The organism is Ruegeria sp. AD11(2025) (genome assembly GCF_056542405.1).
On record NZ_JBQFZU010000010.1, the window covers coordinates 106,473 to 129,276 of the forward strand.

The 22,804-nt window shown below is 58.6% G+C and carries 18 protein-coding genes; 11 read left to right on the forward strand and 7 right to left on the reverse strand.

The features are described from left to right. Positions 1 to 17: 17 nt before the first annotated feature. Positions 18 to 1,403 carry a M20/M25/M40 family metallo-hydrolase gene (locus tag ACR1XY_RS11910; RefSeq protein WP_480593497.1) on the reverse strand — a complete coding sequence of 462 codons (1,386 nt, stop codon included), beginning with the start codon at positions 1,401 to 1,403 and terminating at the stop codon, positions 18 to 20. 323 nt (positions 1,404 to 1,726) lie between these two features. Here ACR1XY_RS11910 and hemA point away from each other — a divergent pair, with 323 nt between their 5' ends. From hemA to ispG, 3 genes are all read left to right on the forward strand, one after another. Then, positions 1,727 to 2,950 carry a 5-aminolevulinate synthase gene (gene hemA / locus ACR1XY_RS11915; RefSeq protein ID WP_480593499.1) on the forward strand — a complete coding sequence of 408 codons (1,224 nt, stop codon included), beginning with the start codon at positions 1,727 to 1,729 and terminating at the stop codon, positions 2,948 to 2,950. A gap of 128 nt (positions 2,951 to 3,078) precedes the next feature. Further along, complete coding sequence (locus tag ACR1XY_RS11920) at positions 3,079 to 4,287, forward strand: helix-turn-helix domain-containing protein (protein WP_480593502.1); 1,209 nt, start codon at positions 3,079 to 3,081, stop codon at positions 4,285 to 4,287. Between the two features lie 70 nt (positions 4,288 to 4,357). Then, positions 4,358 to 5,479: a flavodoxin-dependent (E)-4-hydroxy-3-methylbut-2-enyl-diphosphate synthase gene (gene ispG, locus ACR1XY_RS11925; RefSeq protein WP_480593504.1), complete on the forward strand. Its 1,122-nt coding sequence runs from the start codon at positions 4,358 to 4,360 to the stop codon at positions 5,477 to 5,479. Positions 5,480 to 5,636: 157 nt separating this feature from the next. Here ispG and ACR1XY_RS11930 read toward each other — a convergent pair whose 3' ends face one another. After that, complete coding sequence (locus tag ACR1XY_RS11930) at positions 5,637 to 6,536, reverse strand: FkbM family methyltransferase (RefSeq protein ID WP_480593506.1); 900 nt, start codon at positions 6,534 to 6,536, stop codon at positions 5,637 to 5,639. Between the two features lie 491 nt (positions 6,537 to 7,027). Between ACR1XY_RS11930 and ACR1XY_RS11935 the strand changes: the two genes are divergently transcribed. Then, positions 7,028 to 7,606, forward strand: coding sequence for a hypothetical protein (locus ACR1XY_RS11935; protein WP_480593508.1), 579 nt, complete (start codon positions 7,028 to 7,030; stop codon positions 7,604 to 7,606). A gap of 35 nt (positions 7,607 to 7,641) precedes the next feature. On the opposite strand, the gene ACR1XY_RS11940 is transcribed toward ACR1XY_RS11935, so the two are convergent. Beyond that, positions 7,642 to 8,400: a DsbA family protein gene (locus ACR1XY_RS11940; RefSeq protein WP_480593510.1), complete on the reverse strand. Its 759-nt coding sequence runs from the start codon at positions 8,398 to 8,400 to the stop codon at positions 7,642 to 7,644. Continuing rightward, positions 8,397 to 9,779: a M48 family metalloprotease gene (locus tag ACR1XY_RS11945; protein WP_480593512.1), complete on the reverse strand. Its 1,383-nt coding sequence runs from the start codon at positions 9,777 to 9,779 to the stop codon at positions 8,397 to 8,399. Before ACR1XY_RS11945 ends, ACR1XY_RS11940 begins: the two co-directional genes overlap by 4 nt. Here ACR1XY_RS11945 and ACR1XY_RS11950 point away from each other — a divergent pair. The 7 genes from ACR1XY_RS11950 (at position 9,778) to ACR1XY_RS11980 (ending at position 19,039) form a co-directional block, all read left to right on the forward strand. Further along, positions 9,778 to 10,941 (forward strand): pyridoxal phosphate-dependent aminotransferase, encoded by a 1,164-nt coding sequence (locus ACR1XY_RS11950; protein WP_480593514.1) that lies wholly within the window; start codon positions 9,778 to 9,780, stop codon positions 10,939 to 10,941. The two genes, ACR1XY_RS11945 and ACR1XY_RS11950, sit on opposite strands and share 2 nt — an antisense overlap. Positions 10,942 to 11,007: 66 nt before the next feature. Then, the gene (locus tag ACR1XY_RS11955; protein ID WP_480593516.1) at positions 11,008 to 12,228 is read left to right on the forward strand and encodes an N-acetylmuramoyl-L-alanine amidase; all 1,221 of its coding nucleotides are present in this window, start codon (positions 11,008 to 11,010) and stop codon (positions 12,226 to 12,228) included. 95 nt (positions 12,229 to 12,323) lie between these two features. Further along, positions 12,324 to 14,810: a penicillin-binding protein 1A gene (locus ACR1XY_RS11960; protein ID WP_480593518.1), complete on the forward strand. Its 2,487-nt coding sequence runs from the start codon at positions 12,324 to 12,326 to the stop codon at positions 14,808 to 14,810. A gap of 90 nt (positions 14,811 to 14,900) precedes the next feature. Next, on the forward strand, positions 14,901 to 16,028 hold the full coding sequence (gene prfB / locus ACR1XY_RS11965) for a peptide chain release factor 2 (RefSeq protein ID WP_480593520.1): 1,128 nt from the start codon (positions 14,901 to 14,903) through the stop codon (positions 16,026 to 16,028). 24 nt (positions 16,029 to 16,052) lie between these two features. Continuing rightward, a complete protein-coding gene (locus ACR1XY_RS11970; protein WP_480593522.1) occupies positions 16,053 to 16,682 on the forward strand; it encodes a M50 family metallopeptidase in 630 nt (209 codons plus the stop codon). 149 nt (positions 16,683 to 16,831) lie between these two features. Next, positions 16,832 to 18,226, forward strand: a complete 1,395-nt coding sequence (locus ACR1XY_RS11975; protein ID WP_480593524.1) for an amidase — start codon at positions 16,832 to 16,834, stop codon at positions 18,224 to 18,226. A gap of 30 nt (positions 18,227 to 18,256) precedes the next feature. Beyond that, positions 18,257 to 19,039 (forward strand): DUF2189 domain-containing protein, encoded by a 783-nt coding sequence (locus ACR1XY_RS11980; RefSeq protein ID WP_480593526.1) that lies wholly within the window; start codon positions 18,257 to 18,259, stop codon positions 19,037 to 19,039. A 1-nt stretch (position 19,040) separates the two neighbouring features. On the opposite strand, the gene ACR1XY_RS11985 is transcribed toward ACR1XY_RS11980, so the two are convergent. The 3 genes from ACR1XY_RS11985 to ACR1XY_RS11995 form a co-directional block, all read right to left on the reverse strand. Beyond that, a complete protein-coding gene (locus ACR1XY_RS11985) occupies positions 19,041 to 19,793 on the reverse strand; it encodes a helix-turn-helix domain-containing protein (RefSeq protein ID WP_480593529.1) in 753 nt (250 codons plus the stop codon). Between the two features lie 279 nt (positions 19,794 to 20,072). Next, positions 20,073 to 20,633 (reverse strand): acetolactate synthase small subunit, encoded by a 561-nt coding sequence (gene ilvN / locus ACR1XY_RS11990; protein WP_480593532.1) that lies wholly within the window; start codon positions 20,631 to 20,633, stop codon positions 20,073 to 20,075. A 65-nt stretch (positions 20,634 to 20,698) separates the two neighbouring features. Continuing rightward, positions 20,699 to 22,450 carry an acetolactate synthase 3 large subunit gene (locus ACR1XY_RS11995; RefSeq protein ID WP_480593534.1) on the reverse strand — a complete coding sequence of 584 codons (1,752 nt, stop codon included), beginning with the start codon at positions 22,448 to 22,450 and terminating at the stop codon, positions 20,699 to 20,701. Positions 22,451 to 22,804: the final 354 nt, after the last annotated feature.

A 22,804-nucleotide genomic window follows, 5' to 3' on the forward strand; every position in this document is an offset into this window, starting at 1 on the left:
GGCGGTGCCTTTTTTCTTTAGCGGGTCAGAGCTTCCAGAATGCGGGCCCAGGACCGGATGCCTTTGTGAAAGCTCTTCACGTCGTATTTCTCGTTTGGCGAGTGGATGGCGTCGTCGTCATTGGCAAAGCCGACCAGCATCGAATCCAGTCCGAGTTCTGTGTTGAAATAGCCCACGACAGGGATCGAGCCGCCCATACCGGTGAACACGGCCTCACGACCCCATTCGTCGGACAGCGCGCCACGGGCGGCTTCGAACTCGGGGCGATCGAGGTTCATGACCGAGGCAGGGGACCCTTCCAAGTCATTGTCCCATTCGACTTTTGCGTCGGGCGACAGGCGGTCCTCAACATGTTTGCGGACCTTGTCGCGCAGGGCGTCCGGGTCCATGTCACCGACCAGACGGCAGGTTATCTTGCAATGCGCCTGCGACGGGATCACGGTCTTCGAGCCTGCGCCGTTATAGCCGCCCCACAGGCCGTTGACCTCAAGCGTCGGGCGGGCCCATTGCTGTTCCAGCGTCGAATAACCTCTTTCGCCATGTGGCTGGGAGTATCCGACCGAGTTCAGGTATTCGGTCTCGTTGAAACCGCAGCTTTCCCATTGGCGCAGCTGGTCGGCGGGCACTTCGTGAACACCTTCATAGAAGCCTTCGACCGCCACGCGCCCGGTTTCGTCGTCATAGAACGAGGCGACAATCTTGGACAGTTCCCGCAGCGGGTTCAGGCCGGGGCCGCCATAATGGCCCGAGTGCAGGTCGATCCGCGGACCAATTACAGTGAATTCGTCCTTGAGCATCCCGCGCAGTTGCGAGGCAATCGACGGCACGCCACGCGACACCATCGAGGTATCGCAGACCAGAGCCAGGTCAGCTTTTAGCTCGGCCGCGTTTTCACGCAGGAACGGCACCAGGGACGGAGAGCCCGACTCCTCTTCGCCTTCGAAGAAAAAGGTGATGCGGCAAGGCAGGGTGCCGTGCACCGCTTTCCACGCCCGGCAGGCTTCGACAAAAGTCATCAACTGGCCTTTGTCATCCGATGAACCGCGACCGCGAATGACGGGGCCTTTGTCGGTGTCTTCGATGGCCGGGTCGAAAGGGTCGCGATTCCACAGTTCCAGCGGGTCGACCGGCTGTACGTCATAATGCCCGTAGAACAGGACATGTGGCGTGTTGCCGTCTTCTCCGACATGGCCAACAACCATCGGGTGGCCGGATGTCTGGCGCTTTTCGGCTGCGATGCCAATACTTTGCAAGTCGGCAACCAACCAGTCGGCGGCCTGATCTACCTGCGCGTTATAGGCGGGGTCGGTGGAAATGGACGGAATGCGCAGCAGTTCCATCAGGCGGTCGATCGAGGTTTGCAGATCAGTGTCGATGCGATTCAGAACGGCGTCCAGCGACATGGGGTTCTCCTGCTTTTTTGAGATTTGCCGGAACCCTATCAGCGCCGTCGGCGCCGTCCAGTGCGCATTGTCGGGAATGTGGTATAATATCGGAAACACTTACGTGGGGCTGCGTCGTTTCCTCGCGTCTGATGGCCGTAACTTTACTTGTCGGAACGACCGTGAGGGGATATTTGATGCAAATCAAATGTGTGATCCCAATGTCGTTTATACGTGATGGGCACAAGGGAACGCATCGGCGCAAATCCGGATTCGTCTGGTCAACGCGTCAGAAAGGACGTCCGGCCGGTGAAGGCATTGGTCGGGCACGTAAGGAGATACCGGTGGACTATACTGCTCAGCTCGATACAGCGATTGCCAGGCTGCATGATGAAGGTCGTTACCGGACTTTCATTGATATCGAACGCCGGAATGGCCATTTCCCGCACGCGGTGCGGACGCGCCCGGACGGGTCGCAGCAGAACATCACCGTATGGTGCGGCAATGATTATCTGGGCATGGGGCAAAACCCGGTTGTACTGAACGCGATGCATGATGCTGTTGATGCGGCCGGTGCGGGTTCGGGCGGTACGCGCAATATCTCGGGCACTACGGTCTACCACAAACAGCTTGAGGCCGAGCTGGCTGATCTGCACGGCAAAGAGGCCGCGCTGCTGTTCACCAGTGCCTATATCGCCAATGACGCGACGCTGAGCACGCTGCCGAAACTGTTCCCCGGCCTGATCATTTATTCCGACGCGCTGAACCATGCCTCGATGATCGAAGGTGTGCGCCGCAACGGTGGTGCCAAGCGTATCTTCCGTCACAATGACGTTGAGCATCTGCGTGAGCTGCTTGAGGCAGACGATCCCAAGGCGCCCAAGCTGATCGCGTTTGAATCCGTTTACTCGATGGATGGCGATTTCGGTCCGATCGAAGCGATTTGCGATCTGGCGGATGAATTCGGTGCTCTGACTTACATCGATGAGGTTCATGCTGTTGGCATGTACGGCCCGCGCGGTGGTGGCGTGACCGAGCGTGATGGTCTGGCGCAGCGTATCGACATCATCAACGGCACCCTGGCCAAAGCCTTTGGCGTGATGGGGGGCTATATCGCTGCCAGCGAGAAAATGTGTGACGCCGTGCGCTCTTATGCGCCGGGCTTCATCTTTACCACCTCGCTGCCGCCGGCGGTCGCTGCAGGGGCGGTGGCCTCGGTTGCTCACCTCAAGGTCTCGCCAGAACTGCGCGAGCAGCACCAGACACAGGCGAAGATCCTCAAGCTGCGGCTCAAGGGACTGGGTCTGCCACTGATCGACCACGGCAGCCACATTGTTCCTGTGATCGTGGGTAACCCTGTGCACACCAAAATCCTCAGCGATCGGTTGCTAGATGACTTCGGTATTTACGTGCAGCCCATCAATTTCCCAACCGTACCCCGCGGAACCGAGCGTCTGCGGTTTACCCCGTCACCGGTTCATGGGCCTGACGAAATGAACCGTCTGGTGCAGGCTATGGACGAACTTTGGTCACATTGTGCGCTAAATCGCGCCGAACTTGCTGGTTAACCTCACGCTAAAGTGTGCATCGTGTTTGCCGCGTGTTAAGCTTAGGCTAACAAAACTAGCGGACGAATCGTTAATGGGATGATTCGCCGTTGGCGCGAAACACGCGCAGGCAGAATGGGGCAGCAGGGATGATTGGGCGCAGATCTCAGCGCGATTCCGAAGGTGATACCGACGTCAGGCCGAAGGGCTATGACGATTACGAGGTACGGCTTGGCGACATGATGCGCGGCGAACGCGCCACCATGGGCAAGTCTCTTCTGGATGTGCAGCGGGAATTGCGGATCAAAGCCAACTACATCGCTGCCATCGAAGACTCGAACCCAGAGGCGTTTGACACACCCGGCTTCATCGCCGGGTATGTGCGTTCTTATGCCCGTTACTTGGGGATGAACCCGGATGAAACTTTCGCCGCCTTCTGCAAGGAGAGCGGGTTCGAGGTTGCGCATGGCATGTCTGCTGAGGCGTCTGTTGTCCGCAAACCTTCGGGTGGCCTGCCCGCGCGGGGGCCGATGGGGCGCGATCCCTTCATCTCACCCAACACGCCTTTCGTTCCGGGCAAGGAATCTTTTGTCAGTCAGATTGAACCGCGGGCGATTGGTTCTTCTCTGGTTCTGATCGCCGTTATCTGCGGCATTGGCTATGGTGGCTGGTCGGTTTTGAACAAGATCCAACAGGTACAGGTCAGCCCGGTTGAACAAGCCCCGGTGGTTCTGTCTGATCTCGATCCGTTGGATACCGCTGGTACGGTGAATACCGAGGTTGCAGTTGCCGATACCCCCAGTGCCGAGGCGCTGGACCGTCTGTATCGCCCTCAGGCTTTGGACGTTCCGGTTCTGGTCGCCCGCGACGCGCCGATATCCACGCTTGATCCGCGCACAGTTGGCGCGTTCCAGCCGCAGGAACTGCCCAAGGTTGAAGTGGCCGAGGTTCATACCGTTGAACGCCCGGCCTTGCCGCAGGTGGTCGAACAGATTGACACAACGCTCAAGATCGTCGCGGTCAATCCTGCCTGGATGCGGGTCACCGCTGCTGATGGCAGTGTGATTTTCGAAGGCACCCTTGGCACAGTCGAACAGGGCAGTGTGTATGAAGTGCCTCTGACCGAAGAGCCGCCGCTGCTGCGCGCGGGCGCGTCGGGGTCTGTGTTCTTCTCGATTAATGGTGAACATTTCGGTCCGGCCGGTGCGCCGGGGACCGTTGCCAAAGGCGTGGTCCTTTCCAAGGATGCCGTGGCCGAGACCTATGCCGTCGCGGATCTTCCGGCCGATCAAAACAGCACCATCACGCAGCTGGTAGCCGAGTTTCAGGCGCAGGGCACCGAAGACACCGCCGAGTGATCTAGCCATTGCGATGCCCCGGTAGGCGGACTATTTAAAACCCAACTCAGGCTGTCTTGGACCCGTCCCCATGTCGCTCAATCACGTTCGCCCGTGGCGCAATATTTATCGCCGCAAATCCCGTCAGGTCATGGTCGGTGACGTTGCCATTGGGGGCGATGCCCCGATCGCGGTCCAGACGATGACCAACACGCTGACAACCGATGTGGCGGCGACCGTGGCGCAGGTGCAGGCAGCCGCTGAGGCAGGTGCAGATATCGTGCGAGTCTCGGTCCCGGATGAGGCATCGTCGAAAGCCTTGAAGGACATCGTGCGCGAAAGCCCGGTGCCGATCGTGGCCGACATCCATTTTCACTACAAACGAGGGATCGAGGCTGCCGAAGCCGGTGCCGCCTGTCTGCGGATCAATCCGGGCAATATCGGTGATGAAAAGCGGGTGAAAGAAGTCATCAAGGCCGCACGCGACCACAACTGCTCGATCCGCATTGGCGTGAACGCGGGCTCTCTGGAAAAGCACCTGCTTGAGAAATACGGTGAGCCGTGCCCCGAAGCGATGGTGGAAAGCGGGTTGGAGCATATCCGTATTCTGGAAGACAACGACTTTCACAACTTCAAGATCAGCGTGAAGGCCAGCGATGTGTTCCTGTCGGCTGCCGCTTATCAGGGCATTGCCGAGGCCACAGACGCGCCCATCCATTTGGGCATCACCGAGGCCGGAGGGCTGGTGTCAGGTACGATCAAATCGTCCATCGGCTTGGGCAACCTGCTGTGGATGGGGATCGGCGACACGATCCGCGTCAGCCTGTCCGCCGATCCTGTCGAAGAGGTCAAGGTCGGATATGAAATCCTGAAGTCCCTGGGCTTGCGCCATCGCGGCGTGAACATCATCTCGTGCCCCTCCTGCGCGCGGCAGGGATTCGACGTCATTAAGACGGTCGAGGCGCTTGAACAACGGCTTGAGCACATCAAGACGCCGATGAGCCTTTCCATCATCGGCTGTGTGGTGAACGGCCCGGGTGAGGCTCTGATGACCGATGTCGGCTTTACCGGCGGCGGGGCCGGGTCGGGAATGGTATATCTGGCGGGCAAGGCGAGCCACAAGTTGTCCAACGACCAGATGATCGATCACATCGTCGAAGAGGTCGAGAGAAAAGCGGCAGAACTGGACGCAGCGCAGGAAGCGGCCGAATAGGTGCTTGGCGCGTCTGAGGGAACATCTTCGCTGCGAAATCTGCAGTGGATGTGGATCCGTTTCACCCGCGGATCGCGCATCTTTTCTTGGGCGCCAAAGACTTCGCAACACCTCTGGGACTGCAGCACCCGCCCAAAGGGCAGGGCTGAATTCCTTGCTATTTGGCGGATGAGTGCTTTGCGTGCAGGTCGAACCAGCCGATGATAACCGCAAACAGGTTGTCCGGTGCACTCTGCGATGCAAAGTTCAGGCCCTTTTGAACCTTCATTGCATCCTCATACGAAATCCAATCCCCCGGAAGGTCTTCACCGAACAGACCGGACGCGCCTGATGCGAACTGGTGATCGGACACTTGCCCATGCTGCGAGTTTGCCGGGATGGATTGAAACTCCACATATTTTTGATTGGAAAACTTGAACTTGTCGTACCCGTGCTCGTAGAGCGTCTGGAGCATCTCCGAGCTTCCGTTCTCAACCGAGATATAAGGCGGCAGGTTTTCCAGCGACATGAGCTGCGAAAGGGCAACGCTGTCAAAGCCTTCGATGTCGATCTTGGCGTAGCGGATCTGTTTCGAAACGTCCCGAAGTTCGTTCGAAAGGTCAACCGCCGGAACGACGATCTTTTCGGACCCTTCCGCCCGGCTTCCGATCTCTTCGTCGACGGAACTCCAGGCCGTGTTGAATTTGTTCACATAGAACGTGACCTCGTCCGTGCTGCCGTCGGTGACCGCGAAGTTTCTGATGTCGACGCCATCGACGCCAAGCTCTTCAAATTTCTCCGACACGGCAGCGCAAAGATCGGGAATGGCTTCAACGGCAATGACGTGGAAACCCCTTTTGCGATAGTAGAACGTATCCGTCCCGTCATTCATGCCGATATCGACGATGATGCCCTGATCCGCGGCGGGAAACGGCGTTTCAGCGGCCGTTTCGGCTTGGGGTACTTTGCTCAGGGGCGCGGTTTTACGAGAGGTCTGGTTTTTTCCGCGAAGAGTACGGCCAGCCTCACGCACTTTGGCGGCTGCTCGGGACAAACCTGATTTTCTGTTATTGCTCATGCGTGCCTCTGGCTTTGGATCAAATACTTCGCTGGTTCAATGCCCGAGACCAAGGAAGCGATCAATACAAAAGTTGTGAACTTGAACCTAGGCAGGAGGCGGCGGTCGGAAAACGCGCTGATTATTGCTGAATTCTGTACCTGCGGGGAATGTCTGAATCTCGGGACGAGCCGGCAGTGTGCTGGTCAGACTTGTGCCTCAATTGCCTTTCACAACACGTTATAGTTGATTGGAGCGTTTATGATTTCATTGATACGTCGCCTTTACCGAGAAAGACGCAGGCTGATTGCCATTGCATTCATGTCGTTCATCGCTGGGCTTGTCCAGGGCATAAATGTCGACCGGATTCTGTTCGGCATCCCGTTTCAACTGGTATATGGTCTGGCTTTTGTAGCGATCCTTACGCCTGTGTTGATGGTTATCGCGTTGGTGTTTCCGAATTTCCGACACACCACGGAAGCCGTTGCTTTTCACTTACGTTTGTGTGTTGGATGAAGCTGTACGGCATCAGGTCCGAAGGTGCTGCGGTTCAGAACGTGATCACGGTCCTGTCGATCCTGTTCCTGTATCTGGTGTTCGCCGTTTACGCCGGTGGTTGGCTTGATCGGTATCTGCCTGCAACAAGAAGGACGTTTTCCAGCAAAGTGAAAACGGGGCTCAGCCCAAAGGAGCTGTGGCCTTTTTTGGTGGTCACGCCCGACACAGTAGACACTTACGGCCGGCAAAACACGGTGTCGATGACCTGGGTTGAACCCGGCGTCAGCTTCTTAGAGACCGAGCAATTCGATGATCACTGCCGGATACAGGAAATGACGAGGATCGAGATCTGCGAACCTGACACGCGTTTTCGTGGCCGTTTCGGGTCGCTCAGTTCCAAGGCGGGCGCAAATGGCGCGAGCGGGGTGCTTGAGAGAACGTTCAACAAAACATCAAAGGGAACGCAACTGGTTTCCAGCCGCAGCTATGACCTGTCGGCGCCGATCATGGGTTTTCGACTGTGGCTGGATGACAGCTTTGGGCGTCACGACGACGAATACGTTCTCAGAGCTGAACAGATGTCCGGGCTGTAAGAAGGGAAGGGGGCGGTCAGACCGCCCCAAGCCCATCAGCTCTGATCCGCGCGCACACCATCGGCGATCTGCTGCATTTGTGCGGCGGGAAGAAAGCCGCGCAGCATTTCGGTACCCAGCACAAAGGACGGCGTGCCAGAGATGTTCATCCGCTGCGCCAGAGCGCGGGTCTGTGCGATTTCCTCGGTCACCTCGTCGCTGTTCATTGCCGCGATGATCGCGTCACTGTCCAGCCCAAGGCCGTCTGAAATGCGGCGCAAGGTGACCTCGGTCGGTTCTCCGCTGAATTCCAGCAGCGCATCGTGGACCTGTTTATAAGCATCGTCGCCAGCAACTTGTTTCGTGGCGACAGCAAAGCGCGAGGACATGACCGAAGCTTCGCCTAGAATCGGAAGCTCTTTGATCACCAAGCGGATATTGCCGTCTTCTGCCAGCAGGCTGGCTACTTCGGGCACGGCCCGGCGGCAGTAACCGCAGCGATAATCCATGAACTCGACAAGGGTGATGTCGCCGTCCGGATTGCCACCAACCCAGCTGTACCCGTCATTGAACAATTCGTCAGCATTGGCCTGAACCAATTCCTTGTCTGCTGCGGCCTCGGCAACTGCATTGCGCTGCTCGAGGATATCGATCGCCTCAATGATCACTTCGGGATTCTCCAGAAGGTACTCGCGCACCTGTTTGCCGAACTCGGCCTTTTCAGCCTCGCTGAGTGCATTCAGGTCCAGCGCCTGTGCCGGCCCGGTTATCATGGAAAGCCCCAGAAGGGCGGGTGCTGCATGTCTGAGGATCATTTCCGTTTCCTTTTTGCTTTCGTTGCGCGTTCCGAGGCAATCAGCACATCCTGTGCCCGTTGCCAACCCGGTGATCCTTCGGGCAATTGCCTGACGGCGCGTTTTGCATGGATGCCCGCGTCGGCCATCCGGCCCTGCAAGGCATATCGTTCTGCGGTCACGGCCGAGGCCATGCCATTGTTCCCGACCTTCGCATATGCGACCCCGAGGTCCTGCATCAGACGGGCATTTCGATAGTCTCTCTGCCTTGCTTTTTCAAGTACTTGCAGGGCGCTCTTCGTCTGACCCTGCGCCAACATGGCCCGGCCGTAACCGGCCAGAATCAAGGCGTCGTACGGGGCCATTTCAACCGCCTCGCCATAGGCAGCAACCGCCTCTTGTACCTGCCGGTTTTCCAGCAGAATCTGGCCTTTGAGTTCATAATAGAACGGATCGTTCGGACGAACGGCCAGCGCGGCGTCTATCGCCGCGCGCGCCTTTGCCAGATCGCGGTTTTGGTGATGGGCTGCAGCCTCACGCATCAGGCGGATATCCTCTGCGCTTTCTTCCTTTGCGCGTCGCAGGGTCCAGCCCGGCGACCGCAGGAACGCGGACAATTTGCCTTTGACACGGGCGAACCAGTAATCGGCATTCGGGTCTGGCTGTGCCCTGTCCTCGAATTGTTCCATAAACGCCTCGGCAGCGCGCAGGCGTTCCCGGCTGGTGGGGTGAGACCGCATATAGGGGTCCTGATTGATTGTGCTCAGCAATTCCTGACCAGCGAACTTGCGGTGCAGGGCCACCATGCCGCTGGGCGAGATACCGGCCCATCTGAGATAGCTGGCGGCGCTCTGGTCCGCCGAGGATTCTTCGGCCCGCGTATGCCCCAGAAAGCCGCGCAACGCGGCGCTTTGGGTTCCTGCCGCAATGCCTGCCGCGGCTTCGCCGCCACCAGCGGCGGCGGCTATCAGCGCAAGCGCGGTGCCCAATCCTGCATTTCGCTGAGCCGCGCGCAGGTTTTCTACCCTTCGGGCCAGATGCCCATTCGCGATATGGGCGGCCTCGTGTGCGATGACGGCCTGCAGCATCTCGGGGCTTTCGACAGTCAGAATCAATCCGTAGTTAACGTAGATTGCACCGTAGTCGATCACGAAGGCGTTAAACGTGCTGTCATTGACCACCAGTATCCGGACCCGGTTGGTGTTCAGCCCGGCGGCCCGCAGAACAGGAAAGGCCAGTTCACGTAGCCCGTGTTCGATATCTGGGTCTCGGATCAGACTTTGCGCGGTCGATGGCACAGCGCTTGCCATCCATGTCGCTGCAACCAGCAACAGGGCCGGGATTGACGCCAGCCTGGATAAGCGTTCAAAAGCCATGGCTGCAACATGGGAGATGGGCATGAGAAACTCAACCCGATCCGGGGTCGATCCCTTCATCGTGATGGATGTGATGGAGGCCGCACGCAAAGCCGAAGAGGCCGGGCGCCACATCATCCATATGGAGGTCGGACAACCCGGCACCGGTGCACCCAAAGGGGCAACCGCAGCCCTTGCCAAGGCCATGGATCAAGCCCCGCTGGGCTATACTGTTGCATTGGGCCTGCCTGCGCTGCGGCAACGGATCGCACGGTTGTACGGCGAGTGGTACAATGTCGATCTGAATCCCGAACGCGTGGTAATCACGCCTGGGTCGTCGGGTGGGTTCTTGCTGACCTTTACGGCGCTGTTCGACAGCGGGGATCGTGTGGGAATCGGTGCGCCGGGTTATCCGTCTTACCGGCAGATTCTCAAGGCGTTGGGTCTGGTGCCGGTCGATCTGCCGACCGCGCCGGAAAACCGTCTGCAGCCGGTGCCTGCGGATTTCGCCGGGCTCGATCTGCAGGGTCTGATGGTGGCATCGCCCGCCAACCCGACTGGAACGATGTTGGATCATGCGGCGATGGGTGCGCTGATCGAAGCGGCGCAGCGGCAGGGAGCCTCTTTCATCAGCGATGAAATCTACCACGGTCTGGAATATGAGGCTAAAGCCGTCACGGCGCTGGAGTTGGCGGATGATTGCTATGTGATCAACTCATTCTCCAAGTATTTTTCGATGACCGGCTGGCGCGTGGGTTGGATGGTCGTGCCCGAGGATCAGGTGCGTGTTGTCGAGCGCATCGCCCAGAACATGTTCATCTGTGCTCCGCACGCCAGTCAGTTGGCCGCACTGGCCGCGATGGATTGCGAAAGTGAGTTGAAGGCTAATCTGGATGTCTACCGCCGCAATCGCGCGCTGATGCTGGACGGGTTGCCCAAGGCCGGTTTCACGAACATCGCACCGCCGGATGGGGCCTTCTATGTCTACGCGGATGTTTCCGAGCTGACCGATGATAGCCGCGCCTTTGCAGCCGAGATTCTGGACAAGGCCGGGGTTGCCGTTACGCCGGGTCTGGATTTCGACCCGGCGCGCGGGCACCACACGTTGCGGTTTTCCTATGCGCGGTCGTCGGAAGATATCGAGGAAGGCCTGCTGCGGCTGCGTCGTTTCATGGCCGAACGTGGTGCGATCACCGAGCAGGCCTAGGGCGTTCACAAAACCGCACGGGTCAGGTAGGCTGGCGGTCAAACGATCTCGGGATAACTTGAGGCTATGAGCAGGATTTTCTACGCCATCGCGCTGATCTGGGCGCTGATCAGTACTGCGTATGCGCAGGACTTCAATGCACTTGCGCGCGTCGTGCCGGATCAAAGCCGCATCACTGATGACGGCCGCGCGGGCGTTCGGGTTGAGCTTGGGCTCAGCCAGGGGGTGCCGTACCGGGTCTTCACCTTGCGCGATCCTTACCGCATGGTGCTGGATTTTCAGGAGGTCGACTGGACCGGGCTGGACGCCGAAACCTTCTTGCGGACCGACCGGATAAGCGGCGTGCGGTTCGGGGCCTATGTTCCGGGCTGGTCGCGCATGGTGTTGGAGCTTGGTGCGCCGTTGGCCGTCGATACCTCAGATCTGAGGGTGGATGAGGTCACGGGGAGGGCGCATTTGTCGTTGAACCTGCGCGGCACCGATTTCGACAGTTTCGCCGCCGGTGCCGGTGCGCCGCGTCAATCGGGCTGGGACCTGCCGGAACCTGCGGTGACACCAGCCAGACCCGGTCGCGACGGTACGGGCCCCTTACTGGTAATGCTGGACCCCGGTCATGGCGGGATTGATCCGGGGGCCGAAGCCGGGGGCACCAATGAGAAAACCCTGATGCTGACTTTCGCACGCGAACTGCGAGAAACGTTATTGCGGGCAGGGGGTTATCAGGTGGTATTGACCCGAGTTGATGACCATTTCGTCAGCCTGGAACGCCGCATCTCACTGGCGCATCGAGCGCAGGCAGATGTGTTCATTTCTCTGCACGCAGATATCCTTTTGGAAGGGCGCGCGCATGGGGCCGCGGTGTACACATTGTCCGAGGAAGCCTCGGACGTGGCGAGCCAAAAACTGGCCGAACGCCATGACCGGAGCGATCTGATCTCGGGTGTTGATTTGAACGGCGCGGACGATCAGGTGACGGACATCCTGCTTGACATCGCACGGCAGGAAACAAAACCGCGCACGGACGCCTTGGCGCTGTCGCTGGCAGATGGAATGGCGCAGCAGGGCGGGCCCATGAACAGCCGCCCGATCCGCTCGGCGTCATTTTCGGTTCTCAAGGCCGCAGATATTCCGTCTGTTCTGATCGAGCTTGGATTTCTGTCCAGCCCCAGAGACTTGAAAAACATCCAAAATCCCGAATGGCGCAAAGGTATGGCACTTGGTATCCTGAACGGGTTGGAGCGATGGCGGCAGGATGATCTGGTCAAACGGTCCCTGATTGGCCAGTGACCCTGCGGCACAAACCGGCTAATATTGGCCATCGTGTTTTGACCCTGCGCCGGGGCATCCCTATATAGGCGGTAGCGCGAGTAAAAGGCAGCAACGTGATCCGTTTCATTCTTTCCGTTTTCGGGGCGATCTTCAGCCTCGTCACCTTGGGTATCTTCATGGCCGCGTTGGTAATCGGCGCGGTGTTCTGGATGTATGGCCGTGACCTGCCCAGCCATGAATCGCTGGCGCAGTACAAGCCGCCGACGATCAGCCGGATTTACTCTGGTGAAGGACAGCTGATCGACGAGTTTGCGCAGGAACGCCGTCTGTTCACGCCGTCCGAGGAAATACCCGATCTGGTGAAACAGGCATTCATCTCGGCCGAGGACAAGAACTTCTATAGCCATCAGGGCTATGACCCGCGCGGTATCATCGCCGCAGGGGTCGAGGCCGTGAAGTCCAAGGGGGAAAACGTTCGCGGTGCGTCCACGATTACCCAGCAGGTGATGAAGAACTTCCTGCTGTCCGGTGACCGCCGCGCCGAGCGCAAGATCAAAGAGATTATCCTCGCCACGCGGCTTGAGGATACGCTGGACAAGGAACAGATCCTCGAACTCTATATGAACGAGATTTTTCTGGGCCAGAACTCTTATGGCGTGACCGCCGCTGCCCAGACCTATTTCAACAAAACGCTGCAGGAATTGGCCCCGCATGAGGCCGCGACCCTGGCCGCGATGCCCAAGGCACCTTCGGACTACCATCCGGTGCGGCAAAAAGAACGCCTGCTGAATCGCCGCAATTATGTTTTACGGGAAATGCGGCAGAACGGCTTTATCGATCAAGCGACCTATGACGCCGAGGTTGAGATGCCACTGCGTTCGGTCCAGAACGGCGACTTCGAAAGCTTCCGCACCGCGCTGCCGCCGCGCGACTATTTCACTGACGAAATCCGCCGCCAACTGAGCGAGGATTTCGGTGAGGGTGAGTTCTTTACCGGCGGCTTCACCGTCCGCGCCTCGGTCGATGAGGAAATGCAGGTTGAGGCCGCCAAGGCCCTGCGCACCGCCCTACAGAAATACGACCGGTCGCGCGGCAAGTGGCGCGGCACGGGTGAAGTGATCCCCGAGGCGAAATTGGCCGACGAAGCCCAATGGCGCGACGCGCTGGCAATCATGGAAATCCCCCGCGACGTGGTGTTGCCGGCGCAATGGTACCCGGCAGTGGTTCTGAACGTGGCCGAACAGTCACTGACCGTGGGCATTGAGAACGGCCCGGCGGATGGTGTCATTCCGCGGTCCGACATCAAATGGATGCAGGGCGACTTTGCTGCCAACTTCAAACGCGGCGACGTCATTCTGGTAATGGCCGGGGAAGAGGGGCAGTGGTCCGCTCGTCAGGTGCCCGAAGTGCAGGGCGGCTTTGTCGCGATGGACGTGAACTCGGGCCGTGTTCTGGCGATGCAGGGTGGATTTTCCTATCAGGATTCGGTGTTTAACCGCGCCACGCAGGCACAGCGACAGCCAGGGTCGAGCTTTAAGCCTTTCGTCTACGCCGCCGCGCTGGACAGCGGCTATAGCCCTGCGACGATCGTTGTGGACGCCCCGATCGAGGTGAATACACCGCAGGGCTTGTGGCGCCCCAAGAACTCGTCGAACAAATTCTACGGTCCGACGCCGTTGCGCACGGGGATCGAGCAATCGCGGAACCTGATGACCATTCGTCTGGCGCAAGAGGTCACGATGCCAGTTGTGGCGGGGTACGCGGAACGGTTCGGTGTTTACGACCGCATGGGTGCTTTCCTTGCCAACTCGCTGGGATCCGAAGAAACCACGCTGTACAAAATGGTCGCCGCCTATGCGATGTTCGCAAATGGTGGGGAACGGGTCGAACCCACTCTGGTTGACCGTATTCAGGACCGGTTCGGCAAGACGATCTACCGTCACGACGACCGCCAGTGTCTGGATTGCAACTCGGCTTGGCTGGAACCTGATGAATCCCCGACTATCGAGACCAACCGCTCTCAGGTCATGGACGCGATTACTGCTTATCAGCTGACCTCGATGATGAAGGGCGTGGTGGATCGCGGTACGGCATCCCGTGTCGTCAATCTGCCGGTGCCGACCGCGGGTAAGACTGGAACGACCAACGAATCCAAGGATGCGTGGTTCATCGGGTTTACCTCGAACATCGTGGCGGGCTGCTATATCGGTTATGACCGTCCACGCCCGATGGGTCAGGGGGCCTACGGTGGCACCATGTGCGGCCCGGTGTTCCAGAGCTTTATGGAAAAAGCGGTTGAGAAATACGGGGGCGGCCCGTTTGAAGTGCCTGAGGGTGGCCATTTCATCAAGATCGACCGCTTCAGCGGCGCACGCCTACCTGCGGATGCGACCGGCGACTATGTCGTGGCCGAATACTTCCGCGATGGCGTCGATGGCTTTATCGACCGAGTGTATGACGGTGGTTTCGCCATGGGATCAGACCTGCCGCTGTTCGAGGAAGCCAGTTCGGGCCGTCAGGTCACCACGTCGACCGGTAACACCGTCACGGTTGGGCCCAATGCAAGCCAGGGCGATCTTTCAACCGGCGGCCTTTACTGACAACAGAAATGTTTAGGGTCACCGCTGTCTTGTGGTGTCCTGAACCTCTTGCTATCACGCAGGCCTGATTGAGCTAGTTGGAACAAGACCATGCGCGCCGAAACCCAGAATACCGTGGCGGAAATCGAAAAGTCACTGGAGCTGCTGGCGCAGCGTATGGACTATGAAACCGCGCCTCATCGCCTTGAGGAATTCAATGCGCGTGTCGAGGATCCCAACCTGTGGGACAATCCCGAGAACGCACAAAAACTGATGCGCGAGCGTCAGATGCTGGTGGATGCGATTGAGACCTATGAGTCGATCAAGACCGATCTGAGCGACAATATTGAACTGATCGAACTGGGTGAGATGGAAGAGGATCAAGAGGTTGTCGACGACGCTGAAAACGCCATCAAAGGCCTGAAGGCCAAAGCTGCCAAGAAAGAGCTTGAGGCGCTGCTGGATGGCGAGGCAGATGGCAATGACACCTTCCTTGAAATCAACTCGGGCGCAGGCGGTACCGAAAGCTGCGACTGGGCCTCAATGCTGGCGCGGATGTATGTGCGTTGGGCCGAGAAAAAGGGCTATACGGTCGAGCTGCAATCTGAGACCGCAGGCGAAGAGGCGGGGATCAAATCCGCGGCCTACAAGATTTCCGGCCATAACGCCTATGGTTGGTTGAAGTCCGAAAGCGGTGTGCACCGGCTGGTGCGTATCTCGCCCTATGACTCGGCGGCTAAGCGGCACACCTCGTTCAGTTCGGTCTGGGTCTATCCTGTGGTCGACGACAATATCGAGATCGAGGTCAACCCGTCCGATATTCGCATCGATACCTATCGTTCGTCCGGTGCGGGCGGTCAACACGTGAATACCACGGATTCGGCGGTACGGATCACCCACATCCCGACCGGGATTGTCGTTACCTCGTCCGAAAAATCGCAGCACCAGAACCGGGATATCGCGATGAAAGCGCTGAAATCGCGTTTGTATCAGCAGGAGCTGGACCGTCGCAACGCCGACATCAACGCGGCGCATGAGGCCAAGGGCGATGCGGGCTGGGGAAATCAGATCCGGTCTTACGTGTTACAGCCCTATCAGATGGTCAAGGACTTGCGCACCAACCATGAAACCTCGGACACCAAAGGGGTGCTGGACGGTGATCTGGATGGGTTTATGGCGGCAACGCTGGCGTTGAACGTGGCAGGCAAAAGCCGGTCCGAGGCGCGGGGCGAAGGCTAACTGCAGACCTGCGGGATACAAGTGATGAGCATGATCAAATGCCACTGGCAACTGATCGTGATTGTCACGTTGGTGTTTGCGCTCTGGCATACTCCGGTCGTGCTTCCGCTGAAGATTCTTGTCGTTTTCCTGCACGAGCTTTCGCACGCAATCGTGGTTGTCGTAACCGGCGGATCGGTGGAAAGCTTCACCATTTCTCCGCGACAGGGTGGGCTTGTGATGGCACGAGGTGGCAATCGCTTTCTGACCCTGTCGGCGGGCTATCTCGGATCATTGGCACTTGGCATGGGGCTCTTGTTCATTGCGCTGCGCACGCATTGGGACAGGGCCGTGCTGGGCGGTTTCGGCGGGGTCATGCTGATGGTGACCCTACTTTACGTCCGCGAGCCATTTGCGATGCTGTTCTGTGGTGTTGTTGGTGTTGGGATGTGCGCCATGGGCTGGTATCTGAGTCGTCCTCTATGTGACCTGTTTCTCCGGATCATCGGACTGACCAGCATGATCTATGTTCCCTATGATATTTTTGACGACACGATCCGCCGCTCGGGCATACGTTCGGACGCGTATATGTTGGCCGAGGAATTCGGTGGCACGACCATGCTGTGGGGGGTGTGTGGCTTATCCTCAGCCTCTTGTCGATCGTTCTGTGCATGAAATATTTCCTTGGGCCCGACAGCAACTTGAGATTTGGCCAGTAGCCCTGCCGATCACCAGCCGACTTTGCCAAAAGATGTATTCAAACAGTGGGTTTAAATAGAGAAGTGCCCCGGCTAGGCTGATCCCCGAGGAGGCACGAGCCGGGAATGGATCTGAGCCAAACGACTGCAATCGACTTGTTGAACGCGATCGCCGCAGGGCGGTTGTCAGCAGTAGAAGTGATGCAGCGGACTTTGGCGCGGATCGACGCGGTCAACGGGTCGGCAAATGCCATTGTGGCCTTGCGCGATCCAGATGATTTGCTGGCCGAGGCACGTGCATTGGATACCGGGCCAAACCGGGGGCCGCTGCATGGGTTGCCGATTGCGGTCAAGGATCTGGTCAATGTTGCGGGGATCGTGTCCTCTCAGGGTTCGCCCGTTTTTAAGGATCATGTGCCGCAGAACGATGACCTGATTGCCGCTCGGATGCGGGCGGCGGGGGCGATCCTGATTGGCAAGACCAATGTGCCGGAGTTCGGGCTGGGGTCTCATACCTTCAACCCGGTCTATGGGGCAACGCGCAACCCCTATAACTCGGCGCGGACCTGTGGTGGGTCGTCAGGCGGTGCGGCTGTTGCGCTGGCGACCGGGATGGTCGCCTTGGCGGACGGGTCAGATATGATGGGCAGTCTGCGTAATCCGGCCGCATGGAACAATGTCTACGGGTTTCGGCCAAGCTGGGGGCGGGTGCCGTCCGAACCTGTGGGCGACGGGTATCTGCATCAACTGTCCACGCTTGGCCCCATGGCGCGCAGCCCCGAGGATTTGGGCCTGTTGCTAGATGTGATCTCGGGGCCAGATTCGCGGCAGCCTAATGGGAACAAAAGCCAAACAGTGTCGCCGGTTCAGGCTGCCGATATGCACGGACTGCGGATCGGTTGGCTGGATGATTGGAGTGGGGTCTATCCTTTTCAGGACGGCATTCGCGAGTTATGCCGGGACGCGCTGGATGTGTTTACGCAACTTGGGGCCAAGGTCGTTCCGATTGCTGCGCCTTTTGCGGCCGACCGGATTTGGGACAGTTGGATCACGTTGCGCGCGTGGAGCGTGGCCGCCAGCCTTGCAGAGTTGTCGGAACAGCGGGCGGCGTTGAAAGACACCGCGCTGTGGGAACTGGACCGGGGGCTGGCCCTGACTGCGATGCAGGTGCACGAGGCCAGCGTCACACGATCAGAGTGGTTCCGAATTGCGGTTGAACTGTTTCAAAACTACGACGCGCTGGTCCTGCCGTCAGCGCAGGTCTGGCCGTTCGAGATTGAAACGCCTTACCCGACGGATATCGCCGGGACAGAGATGGATACCTATCATCGATGGATGGAGGTCATGGTACCGGTCAGTCTGATCGGCTTGCCATGCCTGTCAGTGCCCGTTGGCTTCGGGTTCGAGGCGCTGCCGATGGGGATGCAGGTCTTTGGCCCGCGTGGATCGGACCCACATATCCTGTCAATCGGTGCGGCCTATCACGCCGCAACCGGGTGGCCGCAAAAACGACCGGCCTGATTTCAGGGCCGGCAAGGGAGGAGAGACATAATGGACAAACCATTCGGCGTTCCGGACATGGGGCCGGTGGACATGGGAATGCTGCGCGAAGCGTTGCGCAGGGCTTGGGTCGATTTCCGGCGCGCGCCTTTTTTTGGCTTGTTGTTCGCCGCTTTCTACGTGCTGGCGGGATGGGCGATCGCCTGGGTTACGGTGCAGACGGGAACCTCGTACTGGCTGGTGCTTGCGGCGATCGGGTTTCCCCTGCTGGGACCATTCGCTGCGGTCGGGCTGTATGAAGTGTCGCATCGGCTGGAGCAGGGGGAGACTTTGGATTTCAGCGCCATTTTCGGCGTTGTCATACAGCAGGGGCGGCGTCAATTGCCCTCGATCTGCGCGATCATCGTGGTGATGTTTCTGTTCTGGTTCTTTCTGGGCCATATGATCTTTGCCCTGTTCATGGGACTGTCGACGATGACCAATGTCTCGACTTCATTGGAAGTGTACTTCACCGCCAACGGGCTGACGATGCTGGCTGTGGGAACCGCCGTGGGCGCGGTGTTTGCGACGATCCTTTATATGATCACGGTGCTTTCGATCCCGATGCTGTTGGACCGGGAACTGGATTTCGTGACCGCCATGATCGCCAGCTTCGCCTATGTGCGGGACCATCTGGGTGTGATGCTGGTCTGGGCTGCGTTCATCGCGATCCTGACGTTTGTGGCGATGATACCGTGGTTTTTGGGGCTGTTGATCGTGTTGCCGCTGTTGGGTCACGCAAGCTGGCACCTGTATCGGTTAATCACTCAGTCGTCCGATCAGGGTGCGGGATGAATTATCCGACGACCTGCTGAACAGGCCTTTCCGAGCGGCGTGCGGTGCGCGCTGCCGCCAGTATCGCCGAGGGGTTTTCACCCAGATGGCGCAGAAGAATCCGTCGGGTCGTTGTGGCGCTGGCAGTGGTTTTCGACAGGCAGATCGCTACGCCGCGCCACCGGTTCGAGTTTCCGTCCGACCCGCGCGTCACCAGATAAATCCGGCTGTTCTGCGACGCTCGGCTGGACATCAGGATATAGATCTGCCGCCCGGCGCAGGCGGCGATCCCCTGAACCTCGCGGTCGTTCGGGGCGGCTCCGGGCATTCCGGGACGTGGCTCGTATCCTCGCACAAGCGTACATTGCGGCAGTCGGCGCGCGTGAAACAGCCTGTGCCGCGAAGGCTGGGTTTCGTCCAACTCGGTTTCGGTGGCATAATAAAACCCGGCCGGGAACAGGCTTTCGGTCAGCGTCGTCGGGCCAGAGCCCAGGAAATCGGTCAAGGCCGAGGCTGCCGGGTGCTTGGGCGCGTGGTCAATCTCGTCCAGTGGCCGCAGCAGAATACGGGCGTCGACTTCGAAAAAACGGCAGATACGGTCCAGCACATCGGGGCGGGGAAAGCTTTCGCCACCCAGGTACCTGTTGAATTGCGTGCGGTTAATCCCGAGTTGTCGGCAAAGTTCGGATACCGACGTGTACTGTTGTGCAAGAAGCCTGAGGTTCGCACCGAACATACGGCGCAGCTCGTCCGGGTTACGGATGGAATTGGTCATAGGCGTCCCAGGTTCTCGCGACTTGTTTCGATATACGCAAGGTGATCGACCGACAGGGCGATACTACGTAGAAATCGTACAGATGACACGAACGGGCGCATCCCAACGCCTCGTCTTATCCAGAGGCTAACGTTCAATGCTATAAACGCAATAGGCTTTATTTTATTTTGCGTGATCTTTTTGGCTTTATTGCACCTGGCACGTTCACGGTGGCCAAATTCGGTCGACGAACCGAATTCCCCACCCTTGCCGGACGCGCCGACAGGGTGGGGGCAATACTCACTCGCCGCGCAGTAGGGCTGCGACGCCGGTGCGGGCAACTTCGACCAGGCCCAACGGGCGCATCAGATCGGCAAATGCGTCTATTTTGTCCGGTGCACCGGTAATTTCAAAGATAAAGGAGTTCAGTGTGCTATCGACCACGTTGGCGCGGAAGATATCAGCCAGTCGCAGTGCCTCGACCCGTTTGTCGCCGGCGCCGACAACTTTGATGATCGCCAGCTCACGCTCGACCGAGTCTCCTTCAACGGTCAGGTCATGCACGTCGTGGACTGTCACGATACGGCCCAACTGGGCCTTGATCTGTTCGATCACCTGCGGTGTGCCGGTGGTGACGATGGTGATACGGCTGAGGTGACCGGTGTGGTCCACTTCGGCCACGGTCAGGCTTTCAATGTTATAGCCACGGCCCGAGAACAGGCCGATCACACGGGCCAGAACACCGGGTTCGTTTTCGACCAGAACCGCAATCGTATGGCGTTCCTGAACATCCGAGAAGGTGGGCCGTAGATTATAGGCCGAGTGGCGGGTGGAGCCTTTTTTGATATGTAGGGCAGACATTTATGTCCCTTTCATCATCCATGTGGTGTCTGGCGCGCGGGACGCCCGACAAAATTCGTCGAATTTTAAACCAGCACCGAGCCTTTGGAATCGATCACGCCCTGCGTCTCGGCCTCGCCCAGCAGCATCTCGTTATGCGCTTTGCCCGACGGGATCATGGGAAAGCAGTTCTCGTGCTTTTCAACCAGACAGTCAAAGATCACCGGGCCGTCATAGTTGAGCATCTCCATGATCGCGTCATCCAGATCGGCGGGATCGGAACACAGGATGCCTTTGGCGCCAAACGCATCGGCGAGTTTGACGAAATCGGGCAGGGCTTCGGACCACGATTGCGAGTACCGCTCGCCATGCAACAGCTCCTGCCACTGGCGGACCATACCAAGACGTTCGTTGTTCAGGATGAACTGTTTCACCGGCAGGCGGTACTGAACTGCGGTGCCCATTTCCTGCATGTTCATCAGCCACGAGGCTTCACCGGCCACATTGATCACCAGCGCGTCCGGATGCGCCATCTGCACGCCAACAGAGGCAGGGAAGCCATAGCCCATCGTGCCCAGGCCGCCCGACGTCATCCAGCGGTTGGGATCTTCAAACCCGAGGTATTGCGCCGCCCACATCTGGTGCTGGCCAACTTCGGTGGTGATGTAACGGTCGTGGTTTTTGGTCAGCTCTTCAAGTCGTTGCAGCGCGTATTGCGGCTTGATGGTCTTTTCGCTGTTGGTGTAGGCGAGGCAGTTGACCTTGCGCCAGTCGCTGATCTGTGCCTGCCATTGCTTGACGGCGGCCGCGTCGGTCTTGCGACCGCGTGCCTTCCAGACCTTGAGGATATCCTCGAGCACATGGCCTACATCGCCGACAATCGGTATATCAACACGGATGACCTTGTTGATCGATGACGGGTCGATGTCGATATGCGCCTTCTTCGAATTCGGCGAGAACGCGTCGATCCGACCAGTGATACGGTCATCGAACCGCGCGCCGATATTGATCATCAGGTCGCAGTCATGCATCGCGAGATTGGCTTCGTACAACCCGTGCATCCCCAGCATGCCCAGCCAGTTCTCACCCGATGCTGGATAGGCACCCAGACCCATCAGGGTCGAGGTGATCGGGAATCCGGTTGCGTCCACCAGTTCGCGCAGCAACTGGCTGGCCGCCGGACCCGAGTTGATGACGCCGCCGCCGGTGTAGAAGACGGGCTTCTTTGCTGTCTCCATAGCTGCGACCAGTTCGGTGATCTCTTCCAAATCGCCTTTCAAAACCGGCTGATAGTGCGAGGTCGAGGGTTTGGGGGGCGAATACTCGCCCGAGGCAAACTGCACGTCCTTGGGAACGTCGATCAGCACCGGACCGGGGCGGCCCGAGGTGGCAACGTGGAACGCCTCGTGAATGGTATCGGCCAGCGAATCCGTGTCCTTCACCAGCCAGTTATGCTTGGTGCAGGGGCGGGTGATGCCAACGGTGTCGGCTTCCTGAAAGGCGTCAGAGCCGATCATGAAGGTCGGGACCTGTCCGGTCAGAACGACGATTGGGATCGAATCCAGCAATGCATCCGTCAGACCCGTCACCGCATTGGTCGCGCCGGGACCGGATGTCACAAGGGCTACGCCGGGTTTGCCTGTCGACCGCGCATAACCTTCAGCGGCGTGGATCGCGCCCTGTTCATGCCGCACCAGGATGTGACGGATGTCGTTCTGCAGAAATATCTCATCATAGATCGGTAGCACGGCGCCGCCGGGGTATCCGAATACCGTGTCCACACCCTGATCCTTGAGGGCCTGAACCACCATTTTTGCGCCGGTCATCTCACGTGTCATCTGCTTTGCTCCGTTCGCGACATGTGTCTTGCGTTTTGCATAAAAAAAGCCCCCGAGATTTTTCGGAGGCGCATGGGTTCGATTATGGTTTACCGTTACCGGCCCATGCGCGTTGTTCCTACGATTACGACTAGCGCTTTCATCGCCAGAGGCTCCTTTTTTGCGTGCTGGGACATTATGAGCGGTGCGACGGGGCGTCAACAGGCAATTGCACCAATTTTGTAACCTGATGGGTGGATTTTGCGACATTTTATTGCGCAGATTGACGCAGGTTGGGAATATCCGCCAATTAGGGTCTGTGGGAAGGGAGAGATTCCGAATTCACACTTGTCAGATTACGCCAGTGCAATGTCT

What these genes read in the sequence shown, in the direction of transcription:
- ACR1XY_RS11910 (WP_480593497.1), bottom strand. Translation starts at nt 1,403, where the DNA reads ATGTCGCTGGACGCCGTTCTGAATCGCATCGACACTGATCTGCAAACC.
- ACR1XY_RS11920 (WP_480593502.1), top strand. Translation starts at nt 3,079, where the DNA reads ATGATTGGGCGCAGATCTCAGCGCGATTCCGAAGGTGATACCGACGTC.
- ispG (WP_480593504.1), top strand. Translation starts at nt 4,358, where the DNA reads ATGTCGCTCAATCACGTTCGCCCGTGGCGCAATATTTATCGCCGCAAA.
- ACR1XY_RS11930 (WP_480593506.1), bottom strand. Translation starts at nt 6,536, where the DNA reads ATGAGCAATAACAGAAAATCAGGTTTGTCCCGAGCAGCCGCCAAAGTG.
- ACR1XY_RS11935 (WP_480593508.1), top strand. Translation starts at nt 7,028, where the DNA reads ATGAAGCTGTACGGCATCAGGTCCGAAGGTGCTGCGGTTCAGAACGTG.
- ACR1XY_RS11940 (WP_480593510.1), bottom strand. Translation starts at nt 8,400, where the DNA reads ATGATCCTCAGACATGCAGCACCCGCCCTTCTGGGGCTTTCCATGATA.
- ACR1XY_RS11950 (WP_480593514.1), top strand. Translation starts at nt 9,778, where the DNA reads ATGAGAAACTCAACCCGATCCGGGGTCGATCCCTTCATCGTGATGGAT.
- ACR1XY_RS11945 (WP_480593512.1), bottom strand. Translation starts at nt 9,779, where the DNA reads ATGCCCATCTCCCATGTTGCAGCCATGGCTTTTGAACGCTTATCCAGG.
- ACR1XY_RS11955 (WP_480593516.1), top strand. Translation starts at nt 11,008, where the DNA reads ATGAGCAGGATTTTCTACGCCATCGCGCTGATCTGGGCGCTGATCAGT.
- prfB (WP_480593520.1), top strand. Translation starts at nt 14,901, where the DNA reads ATGCGCGCCGAAACCCAGAATACCGTGGCGGAAATCGAAAAGTCACTG.
- ACR1XY_RS11970 (WP_480593522.1), top strand. Translation starts at nt 16,053, where the DNA reads ATGAGCATGATCAAATGCCACTGGCAACTGATCGTGATTGTCACGTTG.
- ACR1XY_RS11975 (WP_480593524.1), top strand. Translation starts at nt 16,832, where the DNA reads ATGGATCTGAGCCAAACGACTGCAATCGACTTGTTGAACGCGATCGCC.
- ACR1XY_RS11980 (WP_480593526.1), top strand. Translation starts at nt 18,257, where the DNA reads ATGGACAAACCATTCGGCGTTCCGGACATGGGGCCGGTGGACATGGGA.
- ACR1XY_RS11985 (WP_480593529.1), bottom strand. Translation starts at nt 19,793, where the DNA reads ATGACCAATTCCATCCGTAACCCGGACGAGCTGCGCCGTATGTTCGGT.
- ilvN (WP_480593532.1), bottom strand. Translation starts at nt 20,633, where the DNA reads ATGTCTGCCCTACATATCAAAAAAGGCTCCACCCGCCACTCGGCCTAT.
- ACR1XY_RS11995 (WP_480593534.1), bottom strand. Translation starts at nt 22,450, where the DNA reads ATGACACGTGAGATGACCGGCGCAAAAATGGTGGTTCAGGCCCTCAAG.